The organism is Saliniramus sp., assembly GCF_035311605.1.
Classification (GTDB): Bacteria; Pseudomonadota; Alphaproteobacteria; order Rhizobiales; family Beijerinckiaceae; genus Saliniramus.
Genome location: NZ_DATGCW010000116.1, coordinates 1 through 17,831 on the forward strand (window position 1 = coordinate 1; position 17,831 = coordinate 17,831).

Annotated in this window: 15 protein-coding genes; 5 read left to right on the top strand and 10 right to left on the bottom strand. The window is 62.3% G+C overall.

Annotated features, from left to right (window positions below; genetic code table 11):
* Nucleotides 1-161: YebC/PmpR family DNA-binding transcriptional regulator (locus VKP01_RS05755; protein ID WP_324411162.1), on the top strand; the 161-nt coding region annotated here is incomplete at its 5' end.
* 67 nt (nucleotides 162-228) lie between these two features.
* On the opposite strand, the gene VKP01_RS05760 is transcribed toward VKP01_RS05755, so the two are convergent.
* Nucleotides 229-1,452, bottom strand: coding sequence for a glycosyltransferase family 4 protein (locus VKP01_RS05760; RefSeq protein WP_324411138.1), 1,224 nt, complete (start codon nucleotides 1,450-1,452; stop codon nucleotides 229-231).
* Between the two features lie 71 nt (nucleotides 1,453-1,523).
* Between VKP01_RS05760 and VKP01_RS05765 the strand changes: the two genes are divergently transcribed.
* Nucleotides 1,524-2,303: an alpha/beta hydrolase gene (locus tag VKP01_RS05765; protein ID WP_324411140.1), complete on the top strand. Its 780-nt coding sequence runs from the start codon at nucleotides 1,524-1,526 to the stop codon at nucleotides 2,301-2,303.
* A 9-nt stretch (nucleotides 2,304-2,312) separates the two neighbouring features.
* On the opposite strand, the gene VKP01_RS05770 is transcribed toward VKP01_RS05765, so the two are convergent.
* The 6 genes from VKP01_RS05770 to sdhC form a co-directional block, all read right to left on the bottom strand.
* Nucleotides 2,313-2,720, bottom strand: coding sequence for a carboxymuconolactone decarboxylase family protein (locus VKP01_RS05770; RefSeq protein ID WP_324411142.1), 408 nt, complete (start codon nucleotides 2,718-2,720; stop codon nucleotides 2,313-2,315).
* 53 nt (nucleotides 2,721-2,773) lie between these two features.
* Entirely contained in the window at nucleotides 2,774-3,328 is a 555-nt protein-coding gene (locus VKP01_RS05775) for an AprI/Inh family metalloprotease inhibitor (RefSeq protein WP_324411144.1), read from the bottom strand.
* Between the two features lie 418 nt (nucleotides 3,329-3,746).
* Nucleotides 3,747-4,532, bottom strand: coding sequence for a succinate dehydrogenase iron-sulfur subunit (locus VKP01_RS05780; RefSeq protein ID WP_324411146.1), 786 nt, complete (start codon nucleotides 4,530-4,532; stop codon nucleotides 3,747-3,749).
* An 18-nt stretch (nucleotides 4,533-4,550) separates the two neighbouring features.
* Nucleotides 4,551-6,383 (bottom strand): succinate dehydrogenase flavoprotein subunit, encoded by a 1,833-nt coding sequence (gene sdhA, locus VKP01_RS05785; RefSeq protein ID WP_324411148.1) that lies wholly within the window; start codon nucleotides 6,381-6,383, stop codon nucleotides 4,551-4,553.
* Nucleotides 6,384-6,399: 16 nt separating this feature from the next.
* Complete coding sequence (gene sdhD, locus VKP01_RS05790) at nucleotides 6,400-6,813, bottom strand: succinate dehydrogenase, hydrophobic membrane anchor protein (RefSeq protein ID WP_324411150.1); 414 nt, start codon at nucleotides 6,811-6,813, stop codon at nucleotides 6,400-6,402.
* 12 nt (nucleotides 6,814-6,825) lie between these two features.
* Nucleotides 6,826-7,230 (bottom strand): succinate dehydrogenase, cytochrome b556 subunit, encoded by a 405-nt coding sequence (sdhC, locus tag VKP01_RS05795; RefSeq protein WP_324411152.1) that lies wholly within the window; start codon nucleotides 7,228-7,230, stop codon nucleotides 6,826-6,828.
* A gap of 307 nt (nucleotides 7,231-7,537) precedes the next feature.
* Here sdhC and VKP01_RS05800 point away from each other — a divergent pair, with 307 nt between their 5' ends.
* The 3 genes from VKP01_RS05800 (at nucleotide 7,538) to VKP01_RS05810 (ending at nucleotide 10,665) form a co-directional block, all read left to right on the top strand.
* A complete protein-coding gene (locus VKP01_RS05800; RefSeq protein WP_324411154.1) occupies nucleotides 7,538-8,683 on the top strand; it encodes an iron-containing alcohol dehydrogenase in 1,146 nt (381 codons plus the stop codon).
* Between the two features lie 10 nt (nucleotides 8,684-8,693).
* Nucleotides 8,694-9,158, top strand: a complete 465-nt coding sequence (locus VKP01_RS05805) for a thioesterase family protein (RefSeq protein WP_324411156.1) — start codon at nucleotides 8,694-8,696, stop codon at nucleotides 9,156-9,158.
* 418 nt (nucleotides 9,159-9,576) lie between these two features.
* Nucleotides 9,577-10,665, top strand: coding sequence for a crotonase/enoyl-CoA hydratase family protein (locus VKP01_RS05810; protein ID WP_324411157.1), 1,089 nt, complete (start codon nucleotides 9,577-9,579; stop codon nucleotides 10,663-10,665).
* A 129-nt stretch (nucleotides 10,666-10,794) separates the two neighbouring features.
* Here the strand turns inward: VKP01_RS05810 and VKP01_RS05815 are convergent, their stop codons facing one another.
* From VKP01_RS05815 to VKP01_RS05825, 3 genes are all read right to left on the bottom strand, one after another.
* On the bottom strand, nucleotides 10,795-13,473 hold the full coding sequence (locus tag VKP01_RS05815; protein WP_324411158.1) for a hybrid sensor histidine kinase/response regulator: 2,679 nt from the start codon (nucleotides 13,471-13,473) through the stop codon (nucleotides 10,795-10,797).
* A gap of 23 nt (nucleotides 13,474-13,496) precedes the next feature.
* Nucleotides 13,497-15,635 carry an EAL domain-containing response regulator gene (locus tag VKP01_RS05820; RefSeq protein WP_324411159.1) on the bottom strand — a complete coding sequence of 713 codons (2,139 nt, stop codon included), beginning with the start codon at nucleotides 15,633-15,635 and terminating at the stop codon, nucleotides 13,497-13,499.
* Between the two features lie 396 nt (nucleotides 15,636-16,031).
* Complete coding sequence (locus VKP01_RS05825) at nucleotides 16,032-17,462, bottom strand: GGDEF domain-containing protein (protein WP_324411160.1); 1,431 nt, start codon at nucleotides 17,460-17,462, stop codon at nucleotides 16,032-16,034.
* Nucleotides 17,463-17,831 lie beyond the last annotated feature (369 nt).

The window sequence follows — 17,831 nt, forward strand, 5'->3', positions numbered from 1 at the left end:
CCGCCCTCGTCTGGAAGCCACAGAACACCATCGCAGTGGACGATGAAACCGCCGAGAAGCTGATGCGTCTGCTTGAATCGCTGGATAATCACGACGATGTGCAAAACGTCTTCGCCAATTTCGAGATGACCGAGGAGGCGATGGCCAAGCTGTCAGCCTGACAAAAAAGCTGTCAGCCTGACAGAAAGCTGTCCACCTGAGGGCAGAAGGATCCGCTCGCGCCCCGATTCAGCGCTGGAGCAGCGCGGCATAGGTATCGAGCGTATCCGCCACCATCCGGTCGAGGGAGAAATTCCGCTCCACATGCAGCCGCGCGCGCAGAGCCAGCGATTCGCGCGCGCTCGCCCCCAGCGTCAGCGCTTCCGCGATCGCATCGGCGAGCGCTTCGGCATCGCCGGCGGGGACCCGCCAGCCGGTGCGCTCCTCGGCCATCACCTGCGGCGGCGACAGAACTGTCTCCGGCACCGCCCCGAGATCGGAGACGACGACCGGCGTGCCCATCGCCTGGGCTTCCACCGCCGAGCGCCCGAAGGCCTCGGGCTCGGTCGAGGGCACGGTCACCACCGAGGCTCCGAGGAACGCCGCAGGCATGTCCGTGCAATGTCCCACCCGCCGGACCATGCCGGTCAGATCATGCGCCGCGGTCATCTGCTCGAGCTCGGCGACGTAACCGTCACGCCCCTGCGCATCGCCGGCGAGCACGAAGGCGACATCCGAGAGACCCCAGCTCTTGAGCAGCGCAGCCGCCTTGATCAGCACGCGCTGCCCCTTCCAGCCGGTCAGCCGTGCGGCGAGCAGCACCACGCGCTCATGCGGCGCGACCCCCCATTCCCGACGCAGATTCTCGATCCGCTCGGGCGCCACGGCAGAAGGTGCGAAGGCGGCGAAATCGGTCCCGCGATAGATCACCCGCAACCGCCCCTCGGCCTGGGGGTGCATCGCCGTGATCAGCCCCGCCGTATAATGCGAATTGGCGATCACGACATCACCGCGCGCCATCACCGAATTATAGTAATTCTTCACACCCGATCGCGCATTGTAGGAGCCGTGATAGGTCGTCACGAAAGGCAGCGAGAGCGCCCGCGCAGCACCCAGTCCGGACCAGGCCGGTGCGCGTGAGCGGGCATGGATCAGATCGACCCCCTCATGCAGGCAGATCCGCGCGAGCCGGCGCACGTTCCACAACATGGCGAAGGGATTCTTCGTATCGGCGGGAAAGCGCACCCAGTTTCCGCCCTCCGCCTGCAATTCACCCACCAGCCGTCCGCCGCGTGTCGCCACCAGCGCCCGCGCCCCGCACGCAGCCAGCGCCGCCGCGACATCCACCGCCGTGCGCTCAGCCCCGCCGGCTTCGAGCTCGGGAATGATCTGCAGGATCGTACGCCCGGCCAGAGGATGCCGGGGCGGCGCGGGAAACAAATCGCCATCGGGTGGTCGCGCAGGTGTCGTCACCAGTGTATGAACCTTGTCGAGAGCATGCCACCCGTCAAATTCACGAGCGATCCTTGAGGATACGTTAAGCAATGCCGGAATTCATCACCGTGGGGAAGGGGCCGCAGGCCCGAAAGATTGCCTTCGAATATCGTCCGGGCAGCGGGCCCTGCCTCGTCTGGCTCGGAGGCTTCATGTCGGATATGCGCGGCTCCAAGGCTGAGGCCGTGGTGGATTTCGCCGCCACGCGCGGGCGCGCCTGCCTGCGCTTCGATTATTCGGGGCACGGCGAATCGGAAGGAGCGTTCGAGGATGGGACGATCTCGCGCTGGTGCGAGGAAGCGCTCGCCGTTATCTATGCCCATGCTGGCGAAGAGCCGATCCTGATCGGCTCCTCCATGGGCGGCTGGATCGCGCTGCTCGCAACACGGCATCTGCGCGTGCATGACCGCCCCCGCGCGCCCTCCGGCCTCGTCCTGATCGCACCAGCCCCCGATTTCACCGAACGTCTCATGTGGGCGGCATTCGACGAGGCGACCCGCAACGCCATCATGAATGACGGCAAGGCCATGATCCCTTCCGAGTACGACGAATCCGGCTACCCGGTCACGCGCGGGCTGATCGAGGACGGCCGCGACAATCTGATCATGGACGAGCCGATCCTCACCGGCTGCCCGGTCCACATCCTGCAAGGCATGCAGGATGATGCCGTGCCCTGGCAGCACGCACTCGCCGCCATGGAGCGCATGCCCGCCGATTCGGTGGCCATGACGCTGATCAAGGATGGCGATCACCGGCTGTCGCGTGACGAAGATATCGCCCGCCTGCTGCAGGTTCTGGACGGATTCACGACTGGAACCGCCTCATCCTGATCGCCGGCATCAGCCTTCGGGCGGATCCGCAAAGCGCGCATCCAGCGGCACGCGCAGGGCTGTGGCGAGTTTGTTCGTCTGCGATGCAAGCGCGATGACGTTGAGCAATTCGTGATATTGCGCCTCACCCATGCCCTTGGCGCGCGCGGCAGCCGTATGTGAGCCGATGCAGTATTCGCAATTGTTCGCCACCGAGATGGCGACATAGATCAGTTCCTTCGTCAGGGGATCGAGGGCGCCCGCCCCCATCACCTGCTTGACCTGGTTCCAGACCCGCTCCAGCTGGATCGGATCGTGGGCGAGCGCGCGCCAGAAATTATTGACGAAATCATTCTGGCGCGTCGCGCGAATATCGTCGAACACGGCACGCGCGGCCGGGCTCAATTCGTCGTCGGAAAGCAGTTTGACGCTTGGCATGGAAATCCCTCATGCCCCGCCGTGATGGCGGGGCCGAAACCGGTTCGGCCAGTTCAGCGCGACATCGTCAAGGGTGCTCCCGACTGCGAGATCGCGCCGTTCATGGAAGCCCGTGAAGCCTGAAGCCGCGCAGCCACGGCGCCGCCCTGCTTGTACAGATAGACCTCGCTGCCGCGCAGATCCCAGGCGTTGACGCTCGCGACTTCCTGGTTGCTGCAGCCCGAAGCAGATGCACGATAGAGATCCAGGGCAGGCGTCGAGGACAAGGTCACCCGGCAACTGCCGCCGCCCGGCTCGCTCGCATTCCAGGATCCGACCAGGCTGGTGCGGCTGAGCCGACTACGCTGCTGCTCAGGCTCGCTGAGCGCCGCCGTCTGCTGACGTTCATCAGCACCGGACATACGCGGCTCCAGATCGGGGAAGTCGTCGATGCGGTCACTCCCGGGCGCGCCCAAGGGCTCGGCCATGACGATACCCGAGGGCGCCGAGGGCCCGGGCTCGAGATCGCGCACCACTTCGCGTTGTTGCGGCTGACCGCCGAAGCGCGCCGTCTGGCAGGCTGCCATCACCCCGGCAAGACCGACAATGAGCGTTAGGCGGGCGATCATGCGTCCATATGTCGGCATGCGTTGTCCCGGGATGTCTTTTACCGAGATCCTTTGTGCGCGAAGGTCGGGGAAGGTTTTCCCGGCAGTCTCTGCGATTGTATTCGTGCTCATGGCTTTCGTCCCGAATTGCCCCACCGGTTCTGGACCCGGCGCCCGTATCACCCCAACAGCCGCAACCCGCCTCACGTCCCCGGCTCTTCCGGAGATCAGGGTCGCAGCTGGTTCGGACAGGCCGAAGGCGTGCCGCATTATGCCCTTTCCGTAACGCCCTCGGGGGACGCCCGTTCCGGACCTGCCCAAGAAATGACCTTTCACGCGCAAAAACGCAAGCGCGGCCCTGCAAGAGGACCGCGCCTGTTACGCGAAAGTCGCAGTCAGGACCGCGCATCGGGAGGGAGTTGCGCCGCAGCTGAGCGCATCAGACGTGCCGTTCGACCATCATCTTCTTGATCTTGGCGATCGCCTTGGCCGGGTTGAGGCCCTTGGGGCAGGCATTGGCGCAGTTCATGATGGTGTGGCAACGATACAGCCGGAACGGATCCTCCAGCGTGTCGAGGCGGTCACCCGTGCGCTCGTCACGGCTGTCGGCCAGCCAGCGATAGGCGTGCAGCAGAGCTGCGGGGCCGAGGAAACGGTCGCCGTTCCACCAATAGGACGGACAGGCCGTAGTGCAGCAAGCGCACAGGATGCACTCGTAGAGCCCGTCGAGCTCGACGCGATCCTCCGGTGATTGCCGCCATTCGTGCTCCGGCGTCGGCGAATCGGTCTGCAGCCAGGGCTCCACCGCCGCGTGCTGGGCGAAGAACGTCGTCAGATCCGGCACCAGATCCTTCAGCACCGGCATATGCGGCAACGGATAGATCTTGACGGTCCCGCTCGCCTTGCACTCATCGATACCCATGGTGCAGGCGATGGTGTTCTGCCCGTCGATATTCATGGCGCAGGATCCGCAGATCCCCTCGCGGCACGAGCGGCGGAAGGTCAGCGTCGAATCGAGGTTGCTCTTGATCCAGATCAGCGCGTCGAGAACCATCGGCCCGCAATCGTCACGATCGACGTGATAGGTGTCGATGCGCGGATTGGAGCCGTCATCCGGGCTCCAGCGATAGATCCGGAATTCCTGCAGGTTCTTCGCCCCTTCGGGCTTCGGCCATGCCTTGCCCTCGGTGTATTGCGAGTTCTTCGGAAGGGAGAATTTGGCCATTATTTCACTTTCCAGAGCTCAGTACACGCGCGCCTTGGGCGCAATGTACTCGATCTCGTTCGACAGGGTGTAGGCGTGAACCGGGCGGTAATCGATATTGACCGCCTTGTTCGGCACATCCGCCCAGCAGAGCGTGTGCTTCATCCATTCCTTGTCGTCACGATCGGGGAAGTCCTCGCGGGCATGGGCGCCACGCGATTCGGTCCGATTGGCCGCCGATTCCATGGTGACAACCGCCTGCTCTATGAGGTTCTCGTATTCGAGCGTCTCGATCAGGTCCGTGTTCCAGATCAGCGACCGGTCGGTCACGCGCACATCGTCGCTCGCCTTCCAGACATTGTTGATCAGCTCACGACCTTCACCGAGGATCTCGCCGGTACGGAACACCGCGCAGTTGTTCTGCATGGTGCGCTGCATGTCGAGGCGCAGCTGGGCCGTCGGCGTCGAGCCATCGGCATGGCGCAGCTTGTCGAGGCGCGACAGGGCCATATCAGCGGAATTGGCCGGCAGATCCGACTGCTTCTCCCCGGGGGTGACGATCTCCGCGCAGCGCAGACCCGCCGCGCGACCGAACACCACCAAGTCGATCAGCGAGTTCGAACCCAGACGGTTGGCGCCATGCACTGAGACGCAGGCCGCTTCGCCGATCGCCATCAGGCCGGGCACCACATGGTCGGGATTGCCGTCCTTGAGGGTCAGCACTTCGCCGTGGAAGTTCGTCGGAATGCCGCCCATGTTGTAATGCACCGTCGGCAGAACCGGGATCGGCTCCTTGGTGACATCCACACCGGCGAAGATTTGCGCGCTCTCCGAGATGCCCGGCAGGCGTTCATGCAGGATCTTCGGATCGAGGTGGTCGAGGTGCAGATAGATGTGATCGCCGTTCTTGCCGACGCCACGTCCGTCCCGGATCTCCATGGTCATGGAACGCGAGACGACATCACGGGAGGCCAGGTCCTTCGCCGACGGCGCATAACGCTCCATGAAGCGCTCGCCCTCGGAATTGGTCAGATAACCGCCCTCACCGCGCGCCCCCTCGGTGATCAGGCAGCCCGCCCCGTAGATACCGGTGGGATGGAATTGCACGAACTCCATATCCTGCAGCGGCAGGCCGGCGCGCAGCACCATGGCATTGCCATCACCGGTGCAGGTATGGGCCGAGGTCGCCGAGAAATAGGCGCGCCCGTAGCCGCCAGTGGCGAGGATCACCATCTGCGCCCGGAAGCGGTGGATCGTCCCCGTCGTCATGTCGAGCGCGACGATGCCACGGCAGCGGCCATCCTCGTCCATGATCAGGTCGATGGCGAAATACTCGATGAAGAACTCGGTATTGTGCTTGAGCGCTGCACCATAGAGCGTGTGCAGGATGGCGTGGCCGGTGCGGTCGGCGGCGGCGCAGGTGCGCTGCGCGGTGCCTTCACCGAAATGCGTGGTCATGCCGCCGAAGGGGCGCTGGTAGATTTTGCCCGCTTCCGTACGGGAGAACGGCACGCCCCAATGTTCGAGCTCGTAGACGGCGGCAGGCGCTTCGCGCACGAGGTACTCGATCGCGTCCTGATCACCGAGCCAGTCGGCGCCCTTCACGGTATCGTACATGTGCCAGCGCCAGTCATCCTCGCCCATATTGCCGAGCGAGGCGGAGATGCCGCCCTGGGCCGCGACCGTATGCGAGCGGGTCGGGAAGACCTTGCTGATGCAGGCCGTCCGCAGGCCGGATTCGCTGCAGCCCACCGTCGCGCGCAAGCCGGCGCCACCGGCGCCGACGACCACGACGTCGAAGGTGTGGTCGGTGATGGGATAGGCCCCGCCGTTCACTGCGGGCCCGCCATTGGTTTGTCCGTTCGTCGCCATGTTTCTTCCATCTCCCTCAGAGCAGGGGGCTCAGACCGATCTTGAGGATCGCATAAAGGCTGGCCGCCGCGACGGCGACGACAAAGAATGTGTTCGCCAGGAGGGCCGCCACCTTTGCGCCCTTGCCGTGGACATAGTCCTCGATCACGATCTGCATCCCCAGCCGCATATGGATCGTTATTGATATTACAAAGAGCGCAGACAGGATCGCGGCAAGGGGATGCGACATGATCGCAATCGCATCTTCGTATGGGCGCCCCACCGTCATCGCCAGAATGATGATGAAGGGGAAGACCAGCAGCGCATTCGCCACGGCGGTGATGCGCTGCTGCCAGAAATGCTCGGTGCCGCCGCCGGACGCGCCGAGCCCGCGGGCGCGGGCCATGGGTGTGCGAATAGAGGTACCGGTGTCGAAACGATTCTCAGCCATGATGCGTCCTCCTCAGCGCGCGATCAGGATGACGATCCAGATCAGCAGGGTGAGCCCCACTGAACCGGCCAGTGTCAGTTTGGCCAGGAGGAAACGCTGCTCGGGCTCGAAACCCTTGCCGAAATCCCAGACGAAATGGCGCAGGCCGCCGAGCATGTGATGCATCAGCGCCCAGGTGAACCCGAACATGATCAGATAGCCGAACCACGAGCCGAAGAACCACGCGGAGCCGGCATAGGCTTCCGGCCCTGAAGCGATCGACAGGAAGAACCAGGCCAGCACCAGCGCGCCGAGATAGAGCGCCACGCCCGTCACACGGTGGAAAATGGACATGGCCATCGTCCAGGTCCAGCGATAGATCTGCAGATGCGGCGACAGGGGTCGCGGCGTCTGGTTGCGGGATTCGGCTTGCGCCATCCTTCATCTCCCGGTTACCGGGCTCGCGCTTCCGGTGCATTCACCACGCGAGCGCTGCCAATTCTTGCGTTGCTGCGTGCTTAAACAAACATAGGGCAATGGGCAATGCGGCAAGAGAACTAGTTTGTGACAATTCTAATTTTTTGTAAGCGCATTGCCATCCGTCAGGCCGCGTCGGACATTGATGGCCTTCCTCGCACCCTGTCTGGCGCATACGCGGCTGGTCAGTGCCGGAATATGCGTTACTCTGCCGCTAAAACGCCGCCTCGGCAACAGTCGGAGGCGCCATGATCCCGGAGGAGACCCTATGAACCCCTTCAGTTTCGCCACGACGCCACGCGTGATCTTCGGCGCCGGCAGCATCACGCGGCTGCCGGAGCATGCGGCGGCGCTCGGGCCCTGCATTCTCATTGTCAGTGATCGCGGGATGGTCGAGACCGGGCTGGTGCCGCAGGTCGCGGAGATCCTGCATCGGGCAGGCCATGCCGTAGTGATTTTCGACGGTGTCGTCGCCGATCCGCCGGAAAGCGTGATCATGGAGGCCTGCGCCATGGCGCGGGGCTGCGATGCGACGGGCGTGATCGGGCTCGGCGGCGGCTCCTCCCTCGATGCAGCCAAGCTCGTCGCGCTCCTCGCCGGCACGCCGCAGGAGCTTGGTGACGTCTACGGGATCGGCCTCGCCAGCGGCCCGCGCCTGCCGCTTCTGCTCGCCCCGACCACGGCGGGAACCGGATCGGAAGTCACCCCGATCGCCATCGTCACGACCGGCGCCCACGAGAAGAAGGGCGTCGTCTCCCCTCTGCTGCTGCCCGATATCGCCCTGCTCGACCCCGAAACCACCCTCGGCCTGCCGCCGGCCCCCACCGCCGCGACCGGTGTCGATGCCATGGTTCATGCGATCGAGGCCTTCACCAGCGCGAGCGCGAATGCGAATCCGGTCTCCCGGGCCCTGGCTCGTGAGGCCCTGCGGCTTCTGGGCGGGGCGATCGCGCGCGCCGTGCATCAGGGCGGCGATCTGGAGGCCCGCTCGGACATGCTGCTCGGCTCCATGCTGGCCGGGCAGGCCTTCGCCAACGCGCCTGTCGCGGCGGTGCATGCGCTGGCTTATCCGCTGGGCGGCCATTTCGGCATTCCGCACGGCCTTTCCAACGCTCTCGTGCTCACCCATGTCATGCGCTTCAACGCCCCCGTCTGTGGCGATGCCTACGCGCTTCTGGGCGGCGACATCTTCCCTGCCCTCGCCGGCGGTAGCGAACCGCAGGCGGTGATCGACGCCATCACGACACTCTCGGCCGATCTCGGCCTCGCGCCGCGTCTGCGCGATCTCGGCGTGCCGCGCGAGGCGCTGGAGACGCTCGCGGACGACGCGATGAAACAGACGCGGCTGCTGGTGAATAACCCGCGCGAGGTCACGCGGGCGGATGCTCTGGCCATCTATGAAGCTGCCTGGTGAGGACGACACGATGAGCGAAGCCGCCGGAACCGACACCCGTCCGCGCCCCCTGCCCCGCGCCGCCTTTGCGCTGTTTCGTCCGATGCCGACGCGCTGGATGGACAACGATGTCTATGGCCATGTGAACAACGTCGTCTACTATTCCTATTTCGACACTGCGGTGAACGCCTTCCTCGTCGAGAATGGCCTGCTCGACATCGCCGGCAGCGATGTCGTCGGCCTCGTGGCAGAGACCGGGTGCAGCTACTTCGAATCGGTCGCTTTTCCGGACGCGCTGGAGACCGGTCTCGCGGTGACGCGGCTGGGGCGCTCCTCGGTGACCTACCGCATCGGCGTCTTCCGCGAAGGCGCGCCGCAGGCGGCGGCGCAGGGACATTTCGTGCATGTCTATGTCACCCGCGAGACGGGGCGCCCCGCCGCGATACCGGATCCGGTGCGCAACACATTGGCGACATTGCTGGTAGTCAATTCTTAATAAAAAACAATGACTGTTGATTGTACGCAATCAGCATGAGCGGCGACCCGCTCACGCATATCCTCGCCCGAAGTGCGGCTTTTCCATTCCCATGGATGACGGTTGTGTCCGATACGCGCCTGTGTGGAACCACAGCGGCACGATGTCGGAAATTCGCCTGCATGATCGGTTCTCCAGCGCGCGAGAATCGGTCTCCGATCAAAAATTCAGCGTTTGCCGCATTTTTCTGCTCATTTCACGAAAATGAAATACAATTTATTATTGCGCCTCATGCTGCTACGCGGCAAATTAACGTTAACAGATGGTAAACCTGCGGTGGAGCAATTTAGCGGTTCCCTTCACAATCGAAGGACGCGATAGTCTCTGCGGCGGACGGGAGCGCTCCGATCGGGAGCGGCAACCGAGATGAGGCGTAACCATGAGTGTCAATACTGTCTCGCGATCGACCGAACCATCGGCGGAGACCCGCCCCGGTCTGCCGCTGAAGCGCGCAGGTGCGGGGGTCGATTTCTTCCGTCGTTCATCCGGATTGCAGCAGCGCCCGACACATCTCGAAGCCCTCGACGCCCTCAAACAGGGCGGACACGGCGCACCGCTGACATCCGAGGCGACGAACACGCGCATCCAGGCGCTCGCCGAAAGTATCAGCCAGGAGAATTACGAGGAAATCTCGGTCCATCTCGACGTAAAGCGTGCGACATACTGGTGCCACATGATCCCTACGGACCGCCCGACCTATACACCCGCCCTCCTGCGCGGGTTGTCGGGTGTCCAGGAATCATTCCATCGCCATTTCAATGCGGCTCGGGAAGCTGGGGCGAGCAGCGCGCCGTTTCGCTACATCGTCATCCGTTCGCGCCATCCCGGCGTATTCAACCTCGGTGGGGATCTGTCGTATTTCTCTCAGGCCATCCTTGCGGGAGATCGTGACGCGCTACACGCTTACGCGACAGCCTGTATCGATGTCGTCTACGCCAATTACGTCAATTACGAGCTTCCTGTTGTGACGATCGGGCTGGCCGAGGGCTCAGCCCTCGGGGGCGGTTTCGAGGCGCTGCTTTCCTGTGACGTCATCATCGCCGAAAAGGGAGCCCGCTTCGGTTTCCCTGAGGTCCTGTTCAACCTCTTTCCCGGAATGGGTGCCTTCAGCTTCCTTTGCCGCAAGCTCGGCGCAGCGGAGGCGGAGCGGCTGATCAACAGTGGCGAGACGTTCTCAGCCGAAGAGTTGTACGAGCGCGGCATAATCCAGGTCCTGGCCGAGCCCGGCGGGGGGGAAGCAGCCGTGGAGGCTTACACAGCGCGAAATTTACGGCGCCACAATGCCCATTGCGCGATGTATGCGGCTTCTCGGCGCGCAAATGCTATTCCCTATGAAGAACTCGCCGATATCGTTTCACTCTGGGTCGAGACCGCGATGCAGTTGACCTCGACAGACTTGCGCAAGATGATGCGTATTCTTGATGCGCAGCATCGCCGCGAAGCCAATGCGCATGCGGCGGCAAGCTGAAACTTCCAGGGAAATGCGCAGGGTTTTCCGGAAGCCCGTATTGCCGCCAGAAAATCGTATTGATTGCCTCGAATCAGGATTTTTCTTTGCGGCGCCACCGAAATATGGCGCCGCAGGAACAGCGTCTCTCTATGCAGCCTGACGAAGCCGCGCAACTTCACGACACACATCGTCATAAGCATCGCGCAACTCTTCGACATGTTGCGCACCCTTCACCGCCAGTTCGGCATCGTCGATTGCGCGCAAGGTAAGGCCGATCTCGAACATGCGTGACGCGCCGATATTCGCGGCAGAACTGCGAAGCGCATGAATCGAATCACGAAAGCCCTCCGAGTCAACCTGTTTCAAAGCGACGTCCAGTTCTTCGAGAATGCTCTGTGCATCGGCGATGAAGGCATCGACGACATCATCGCGGAAAGCACTACCGCCCAGTTGTTCGAGACGCGCAAGTGTATCGTGATCCACCGGACAAGCCGATGAACGCGCATCAGCCTTTTCGTCGGTATCGGATTGATGATCCGGGGGAGGCTGCAAATTGCCCGCTACGGGATTCCTGCCGCCGATACAATCCGTATCGACGTCAGAGCAGCTTTCATCGCTATCCGCGTCAACAACTTCCGGACCAAGAGCCGCCGGCGATTTGTTGGACTGGGCTGACATGATGTCATTGATCAGCGAAAACAGCGCCTGCGGCTCGATCGGCTTCGTCGCACAAGCCGCCATCCCCGCAGCCATACACTCCTGCCGGGCAAGAGGTGTCGCATCCGCCGTAAGTGCGATAATCGGTGTCCGTCGGCCCGGCTCGGTTTCGGCCTGATAAATACGTGCGGCCTCAATACCGTTCATTTCCGGCATGTTCACGTCCATGAGAACAATATCGAAGTCATGATCACGCATCATGCTCAATGCTGAACGTCCGTTTTCGGCCATTGTGGCACGATGGCCGGCTCGCTCCAGGATCTTGCCGATAACTTTCTGGTTCGTCGTGTTGTCTTCCGCCACGAGGATTTGCAGATTTTGGCCCGAGCCCGCTGAATCAGAGCTATATGCCGGGCGGGCCTGTGCTTCCACGATCGCGCTGAAGCGCGCTATCCGCCAGGCGCGGGCAACCATCTCGCTTGTTGCCGGCCAGGGCAGACGCGTTGCGTAACGCAGCAGAGAAGCCAAAGCAGAATGGTCCTGCGTTGCGCCAAGCGCAATGAACTTGCGACCGTGCCGCGGGTCGATCCGGCGCAGCCTTTCCACGATATCACCTGCATCGGCAAGACCTTCGCGCAAATCGACCATCACCGGTGAAGGCCTTGAGGCGCGTTCGGCTTCTGCCTCAATCAGCCACGATATCTCATCAAGGCTGCGCGTCAGGCGCGGCTCTGCTCCCAATTGCCCGAATGCGCGCGCGAGTTCGTCCGCATCATCGGCAAAACTCAGCAGCAAGGGGCGACAATCATGCGGTTCCGCCACCGGCATCGCTTCTGTGGAAGGTGCCAGTCGCGTCGGAAAACTGAACCGGAAGCAGCTTCCCTCCCCTGGTTTGCTCTGCACATCGATGTCGCCACCATTCATTTCGACGAGTTGACGGGTTATGGCCAGACCGAGACCAGTGCCTCCGTACCTGTTCATAATGGTCTCGTCAGCCTGCGTAAAACTCTCGAAGATTCGCTCTTTCGCTTCCGGGAGAATCCCGATCCCCGTATCGACTACCGCTATATCCAGCAACACGTTATCGGAAGACTGCACCACGTGATCGATCTGAATGGCAATATGACCAGTCTTTGTAAATTTTACAGCATTACCCACGAGATTGATGAGAATTTCACGCAAATGGCGCTGATTTCCCTCAAGGGTATAGGGGATACGAGCGTCAACGTGAATATGGAATTCGAGATTTTTCGTGCGCGCCTGCGCCCCGACCATGGCGGACACATCGTGCATCAACTCATGAAGATCGAAGACTGTCGTCTCGCTTGGCATACGGCCCGCCTCGAGACGCGAAAAGTCCAGAATATCGTTGATATGATCGAGCAGCACCTGCCCCGAAGTGCGGATTGTACGCGCCATATCCTGCTGCTCAGCGTCGAGCGGCGTATCGCGAAGCAGATCTCCCATACCGATGATGGCATTCAAGGGCGTTCGCAATTCATGGCTGACACTCGCGAGGAAGAGGCTCTTCTGGCGGCTTGCATCTTCGGCCTGCTGCTTGGCGAGTGACAGCTTGCGGATGAGGGTTCCGGCATATGCGGGAATGATCAGAAGCCCTGCAAGCAAACCCGTGGCCAGAACCGGGTGCTCTCCCCAATAGGGATCGAAAAGGCAGACCAGACCGAAACCGGCCATCGACAGTGCTGCAGAAGCGAGCAGATAGGGAATACCGAACCGAAAACCGTTTCCGAAAATGACCCAAAGATAGATCGGGTAGAGGATCGCCGCGACTTCTCCGCCAGCATACAGCCCGAAGCTCAGCGTACCCAGATCCATGAACATGGCCGCGATGCGGCGCATCGGTGAGATGCCCGGGAACAGCAACATGTGCCCGAGAAGGGCGAGCCCGCCCAGACAGTAGAGAATCGGGATGTGATAGAGCGCGCCGATTCCGGATGTACCGAAAAAGATGTCTTTCACCACCAGATAGATCACAGCGAGGAAACCGATCACGAGACGGTTCATCACCATTTCATGCTCGGTATCGGGCCGATTGGCGAATGTCCGGGACGGGCGCAGGCGCTGCAGTAGCGTTGCGCGCGGCTCTGCAGAACCGGGCCCGCTCGCCGCATGCCCGTACCTCTGCGCCAAACGGTTACCCGCGCCCATCTCGGCTGCCCTCCCGCTTTCGCTCATGCCGAGCGCGCCACCGCCGCGTCAGCCTGAACCAATGCGAGGAACTCCTCCACCGGCAGCGGTTTGGCAAAGAGGAAACCCTGCGCTTCCTCGCAGCCCTCCGCCCGCAGCATCTCAACCTGGTCGGCACTGTCGACGCCCTCCGCGATCACGTCGATTCCGAGCGAATGACCGAGATTGACGATGGCGCGCACGATGGCGGCGTCATTGGGATCGCTGGTGAGATTGCGCACGAAACTCTGGTCGATCTTGATCCGATCGACGGGGAACTTCTTGACATAGGCCAGCGAAGAATAGCCGGTGCCGAAGTCGTCGATCGACACACTGACGCCACGCTTGCGCAGTTCGCGCAATTCGATCGTCACGGCATCCGCATCATGCATCAGGATGGTTTCGGTGAGCTCCAGCTCCAGCCGCTTCGGATCGAGCCCGGTCCGTTCGAGAATATCATCGACCAGGGCCACCATGTTGCGGTTGCGGAACTGCACCGGTGACAGATTCACCGCGACACGCAAGGGCGGCAATCCATGTGCGCACCAGCTCCGGGCCTCGCTGCAGGCCTGTGCGATCACCCATTCGTTGATCGGGATGATCAGCCCGGTCTCCTCGGCGAAGGGCAGGAAGTCCAGCGGGCGCACGAGCCCGCGCGTGGGATGTCGCCACCGGATCAGTGCCTCGGCGCCGACGATGCGGTTCGTCCGCAGGTCGATCTGCGGCTGATAGAAAAGCTCGAATTCCTGATTGGCCAGAGCGCGGCGCAACTCGGCTTCGAGGGTAATCTCGCCGCGTGCACTCGACATCATCGCCGGATCAAAGGCGCGGTACAGATTGCGCCCCTCCGCCTTGGCCCGATACATGGCGATATCGACCTTCTTGAGAATATCCTCGGCATCGTCACCGTCGTTGGGATGGAGTACGACACCGATACTCGCACCCACGACGATATCCTCGCCGGCAATGGAGAACGGCTGCTTCAGTGCGCCCAGAATCTGCTCGGCCCTGTCCAGCGCATCCTGTGGATTGCGGATTCCCGACAACAGCAAGGCGAACTCGTCCCCCCCCAGGCGCGCCAGCACATCCTTCTTGCGGATATGGTTTCCCAGACGCTCGCCCACGGCACAGAGCAATGCGTCGCCGGCATGGTGGCCCAGCGCGTCATTGACCGTCTTGAACCGGTCGATATCCAGCATGAGCAGAGCGAAGATCCGATCGCCCCTGCGGGCCCGGGCGATTTCGCGACGCAGCCGGTCCTGCAGGAACGTCCGGTTGGGCAGGCCCGTCAGTGCATCATGATGGGCCAGATGCACGAGATGTCGCTCGGCCTTCTTGCGGTCGGTAATGTCGAGAGAGCTCGTCAGCACTGCCGCGATCATTCCGTCGCCATCGCGCAGAGGCGACTTGGTCGTGAGCCAGTATTCGGATTCGCCACCATCTTGCGCGGCGGATTCCTCCTCGAATGTCGGCAGAGCCACGCCCGAGCGAAACACCATCTGGTCGAGGGAGAGCGAGCGCGCGCCCATCTCGTCGCCGAGCAGCGCATCCGCGCGTTGACCGATCGCGCCATGCGCATCGACATTGAAACGCGCTGCGGCGCGGCTGTTGAGGAAGATGCATGCGCCATCGCGATCGAAGGCGCCCACACAGGCGGGCACCGTATCGATGACCTGCGCCAGCCGCTCCTTGCTGTCCCGCAGGAGTTGCTGGCGTGAACGCTCGCTATCCTGAAGCTCGCGCTCGAGATCATGCGCACGCCCCTTGATGATCAGCGCCTGACGACGCATCTGCAGAAGGTTGCGCGCCCGGGTGAGGAATTCGGCATGATCCACGGGGCTCAGCAGGAAATCCGTCGCCCCGGCCTCCAGTGCCGCCAGCCGGAAGCTGCGCTCCTCGTAGACGGTGATGGCGATCACCGGCACGTCCTCACAGCCGGGAATCTGGCGGAAATGCCGCACGAACTCCGCCCCGTTCATGCCGGGCATCTTGTAATCGGTGATGACCAGATCAGGAAGGGGAGCCCCTATCGCCGCAAGGGCGGAAGCAGGATCGCCATGTGTTTCGACGCGCACGTCGTCGGAAATCGAAGCCGCGAGCTTCGCGAAGATATTCCGGTTCGTGACCCGATCGTCGAGTATCATCACCAAGGGCATGCAACACCAGCCACGTTCGGTTCGCTCATGAATTGTCGGCAACAACAGCCTTCACCATAAGGGTGCGCAAAAGAGTCTAAATAATTCCGAAACATAGCATGAAATTCTGCAATCCCCGCGCGAATTTTCCGCAAAATCGGCATTTTACGGCGCACAGGGAGTGGCATTCCAGATGCTTTGTGCAGCACGGTTCTCGAAATTCCGCTGCCCGGGCTGCTCGTGTCGGCAACACAGACTGAAACAATACATCAAACAAAATAAGAATACATTGACACAAGCAGATAATGCCAGCTGCCCCCCCTAGGGGTATTTGAATCATGGGGGCCTCCTATCGCGCAAGGGCAGCTGCGCGGTCAACCAGCACGGGCGACAACCCAGGGCGGGTTACCCTTCGCCAGGCGTCGCTCTACGCTCGGGAAGTACGACATTGTTACGCCCCGAATCCTTTGCCCGGTACAAGGCAGCGTCGACAGCGGCAAGCAGGGCGCGATAGTCCTCACGCGGTTCATATTCATACACGCCGAAACTCGCCGTCACGGCGACCTCATGCAAGCCGATCCGGAAAGATGTCGTCTCCAGGCGGCGCCGGAGTCGTTCCGCGAGGTCTCCGGCACCTGTGAGTTCCGTATCCGGCGTGACGATCATGAATTCCTCGCCGCCCGTGCGCGCCACCAGATCGATCTTGCGACGGGTCTCGTCAGCGAACAGGGCGCCGACGGCAATCAGCACCTCATCGCCGACCGGATGTCCGTATGTATCATTGAGTTGCTTGAAATGATCGAGATCGATCGCGATCACGCAGAAGCGCCCACCATAGCGGCGTATGCGAGCGGTCTCATGCCGCAATTTTCGTTCGAGGGCGCGGCGATTGGCGAGACCGGTGAGTTCATCGGTCAGCGAAAGCTGACGCAGTTCCTCCTCGAGGCGTCGCCGTAGTTCCACTTCCCGGGCCAATGCCCGCCGGGCGGTCTCCGCCTCGATGAGGGCGTTCTTGAGATCGCTGATATCGGCGAAAGACATCACCGCCCCGTCATCAAGGGGCAGGATCGTGATCCGCAGCCACAAACCGGCTGCATCAGACGTTTCGTCCGCCGGACCGAGATTCAGCTCGAACCGCTCCGCGATGCGCCGGGTGATCACACGGGCACAGCGCGCATGAAGACTGCGCGCCGCAGCCCCCTGGAACAGGCCGCCGAGGCGCGTGCCCTCCATCTGCGCATTTCCCTCGAAACATGCCCGCGCACGCGCGTTGGCGATGATGATTTCTGCATCCTCGAAACACCCTTCCGGGTCACGCAGGGCGCGCATCACCAGCATGCCGTCGCGCGATGCCTCGAAGATGGCGGCGAGCAGATCTTCCCGACCGCCCCGCGGACGCACATAAGCCACCACGCGCATACTGCCGTCTTCCGCGCGGGCGGGCATTATAAGCCGCTCCCAGAAATGCAGCGATCCGCCATCGAACCGACGATCGACCGCAAGAACCGGGCCCTCGGCCTCAATCATCGCAGCAATGGCGGCTTCATAGTACTCGGCGATGCGCAACTCATGCGCGCCCACGCGTTTACCGGTCATGTCAATGCCGCAGGCCGCCATGATCGCCGAGCCGAAGCGGACATAACGCCAGCCCTCTGCGTCAGGGGCGAGCACCTCGATACCATGCGTGAGATCAGGGTCGAGGGCATGCAGGAAGGCCTCAGCCGGGGGCAGACCATCGCCGAGGTGGCTGAATTCACGATAGGCCCGCAAGGTCCGCGCGACCTCCGGGGCGCTCGCGTGGTATTCCAATGCCTGCGTATGAATCGTCGGCAGCATGCCAGTCCGTCACCTGATCGCGTGAAGAAGCGGCAGTAGACGCGCGGCCGGTCACCCGAGTCTTAATCGGATCGTGAGAATGCCGCGCAAAACGGTGTTTTCAACAGACGCCGTGCGCATGGGTACCCGCGCACCGCCATCGCCATGACCAGCAAGAACGACATGACAAGAACGACATGACAAGACGATGAGCGCACATGTCCGGCGACGATTCACGCATCATTGGCGCCTGCGGTGCGCCAAGAAAGATGTCACCGCTGCCTGGCCGGCTCAGCGAGACGGCGCGAATCGACGATATATTGGGGTGGGGCCGTCCGGAATGTGGTGGGTGTACTAGGGCTCGAACCTAGGACCCGCTGATTAAGAGTC

Coding starts and splice junctions, on each gene's coding strand:
- VKP01_RS05765 (WP_324411140.1), top strand. CDS start 1,524: ATGCCGGAATTCATCACCGTGGGGAAGGGGCCGCAGGCCCGAAAGATT.
- VKP01_RS05770 (WP_324411142.1), bottom strand. CDS start 2,720: ATGCCAAGCGTCAAACTGCTTTCCGACGACGAATTGAGCCCGGCCGCG.
- VKP01_RS05775 (WP_324411144.1), bottom strand. CDS start 3,328: ATGATCGCCCGCCTAACGCTCATTGTCGGTCTTGCCGGGGTGATGGCA.
- VKP01_RS05780 (WP_324411146.1), bottom strand. CDS start 4,532: ATGGCCAAATTCTCCCTTCCGAAGAACTCGCAATACACCGAGGGCAAG.
- sdhA (WP_324411148.1), bottom strand. CDS start 6,383: ATGGCGACGAACGGACAAACCAATGGCGGGCCCGCAGTGAACGGCGGG.
- sdhD (WP_324411150.1), bottom strand. CDS start 6,813: ATGGCTGAGAATCGTTTCGACACCGGTACCTCTATTCGCACACCCATG.
- sdhC (WP_324411152.1), bottom strand. CDS start 7,230: ATGGCGCAAGCCGAATCCCGCAACCAGACGCCGCGACCCCTGTCGCCG.
- VKP01_RS05800 (WP_324411154.1), top strand. CDS start 7,538: ATGAACCCCTTCAGTTTCGCCACGACGCCACGCGTGATCTTCGGCGCC.
- VKP01_RS05805 (WP_324411156.1), top strand. CDS start 8,694: ATGAGCGAAGCCGCCGGAACCGACACCCGTCCGCGCCCCCTGCCCCGC.
- VKP01_RS05810 (WP_324411157.1), top strand. CDS start 9,577: ATGAGTGTCAATACTGTCTCGCGATCGACCGAACCATCGGCGGAGACC.
- VKP01_RS05815 (WP_324411158.1), bottom strand. CDS start 13,473: ATGGGCGCGGGTAACCGTTTGGCGCAGAGGTACGGGCATGCGGCGAGC.
- VKP01_RS05820 (WP_324411159.1), bottom strand. CDS start 15,635: ATGATACTCGACGATCGGGTCACGAACCGGAATATCTTCGCGAAGCTC.
- VKP01_RS05825 (WP_324411160.1), bottom strand. CDS start 17,462: ATGCTGCCGACGATTCATACGCAGGCATTGGAATACCACGCGAGCGCC.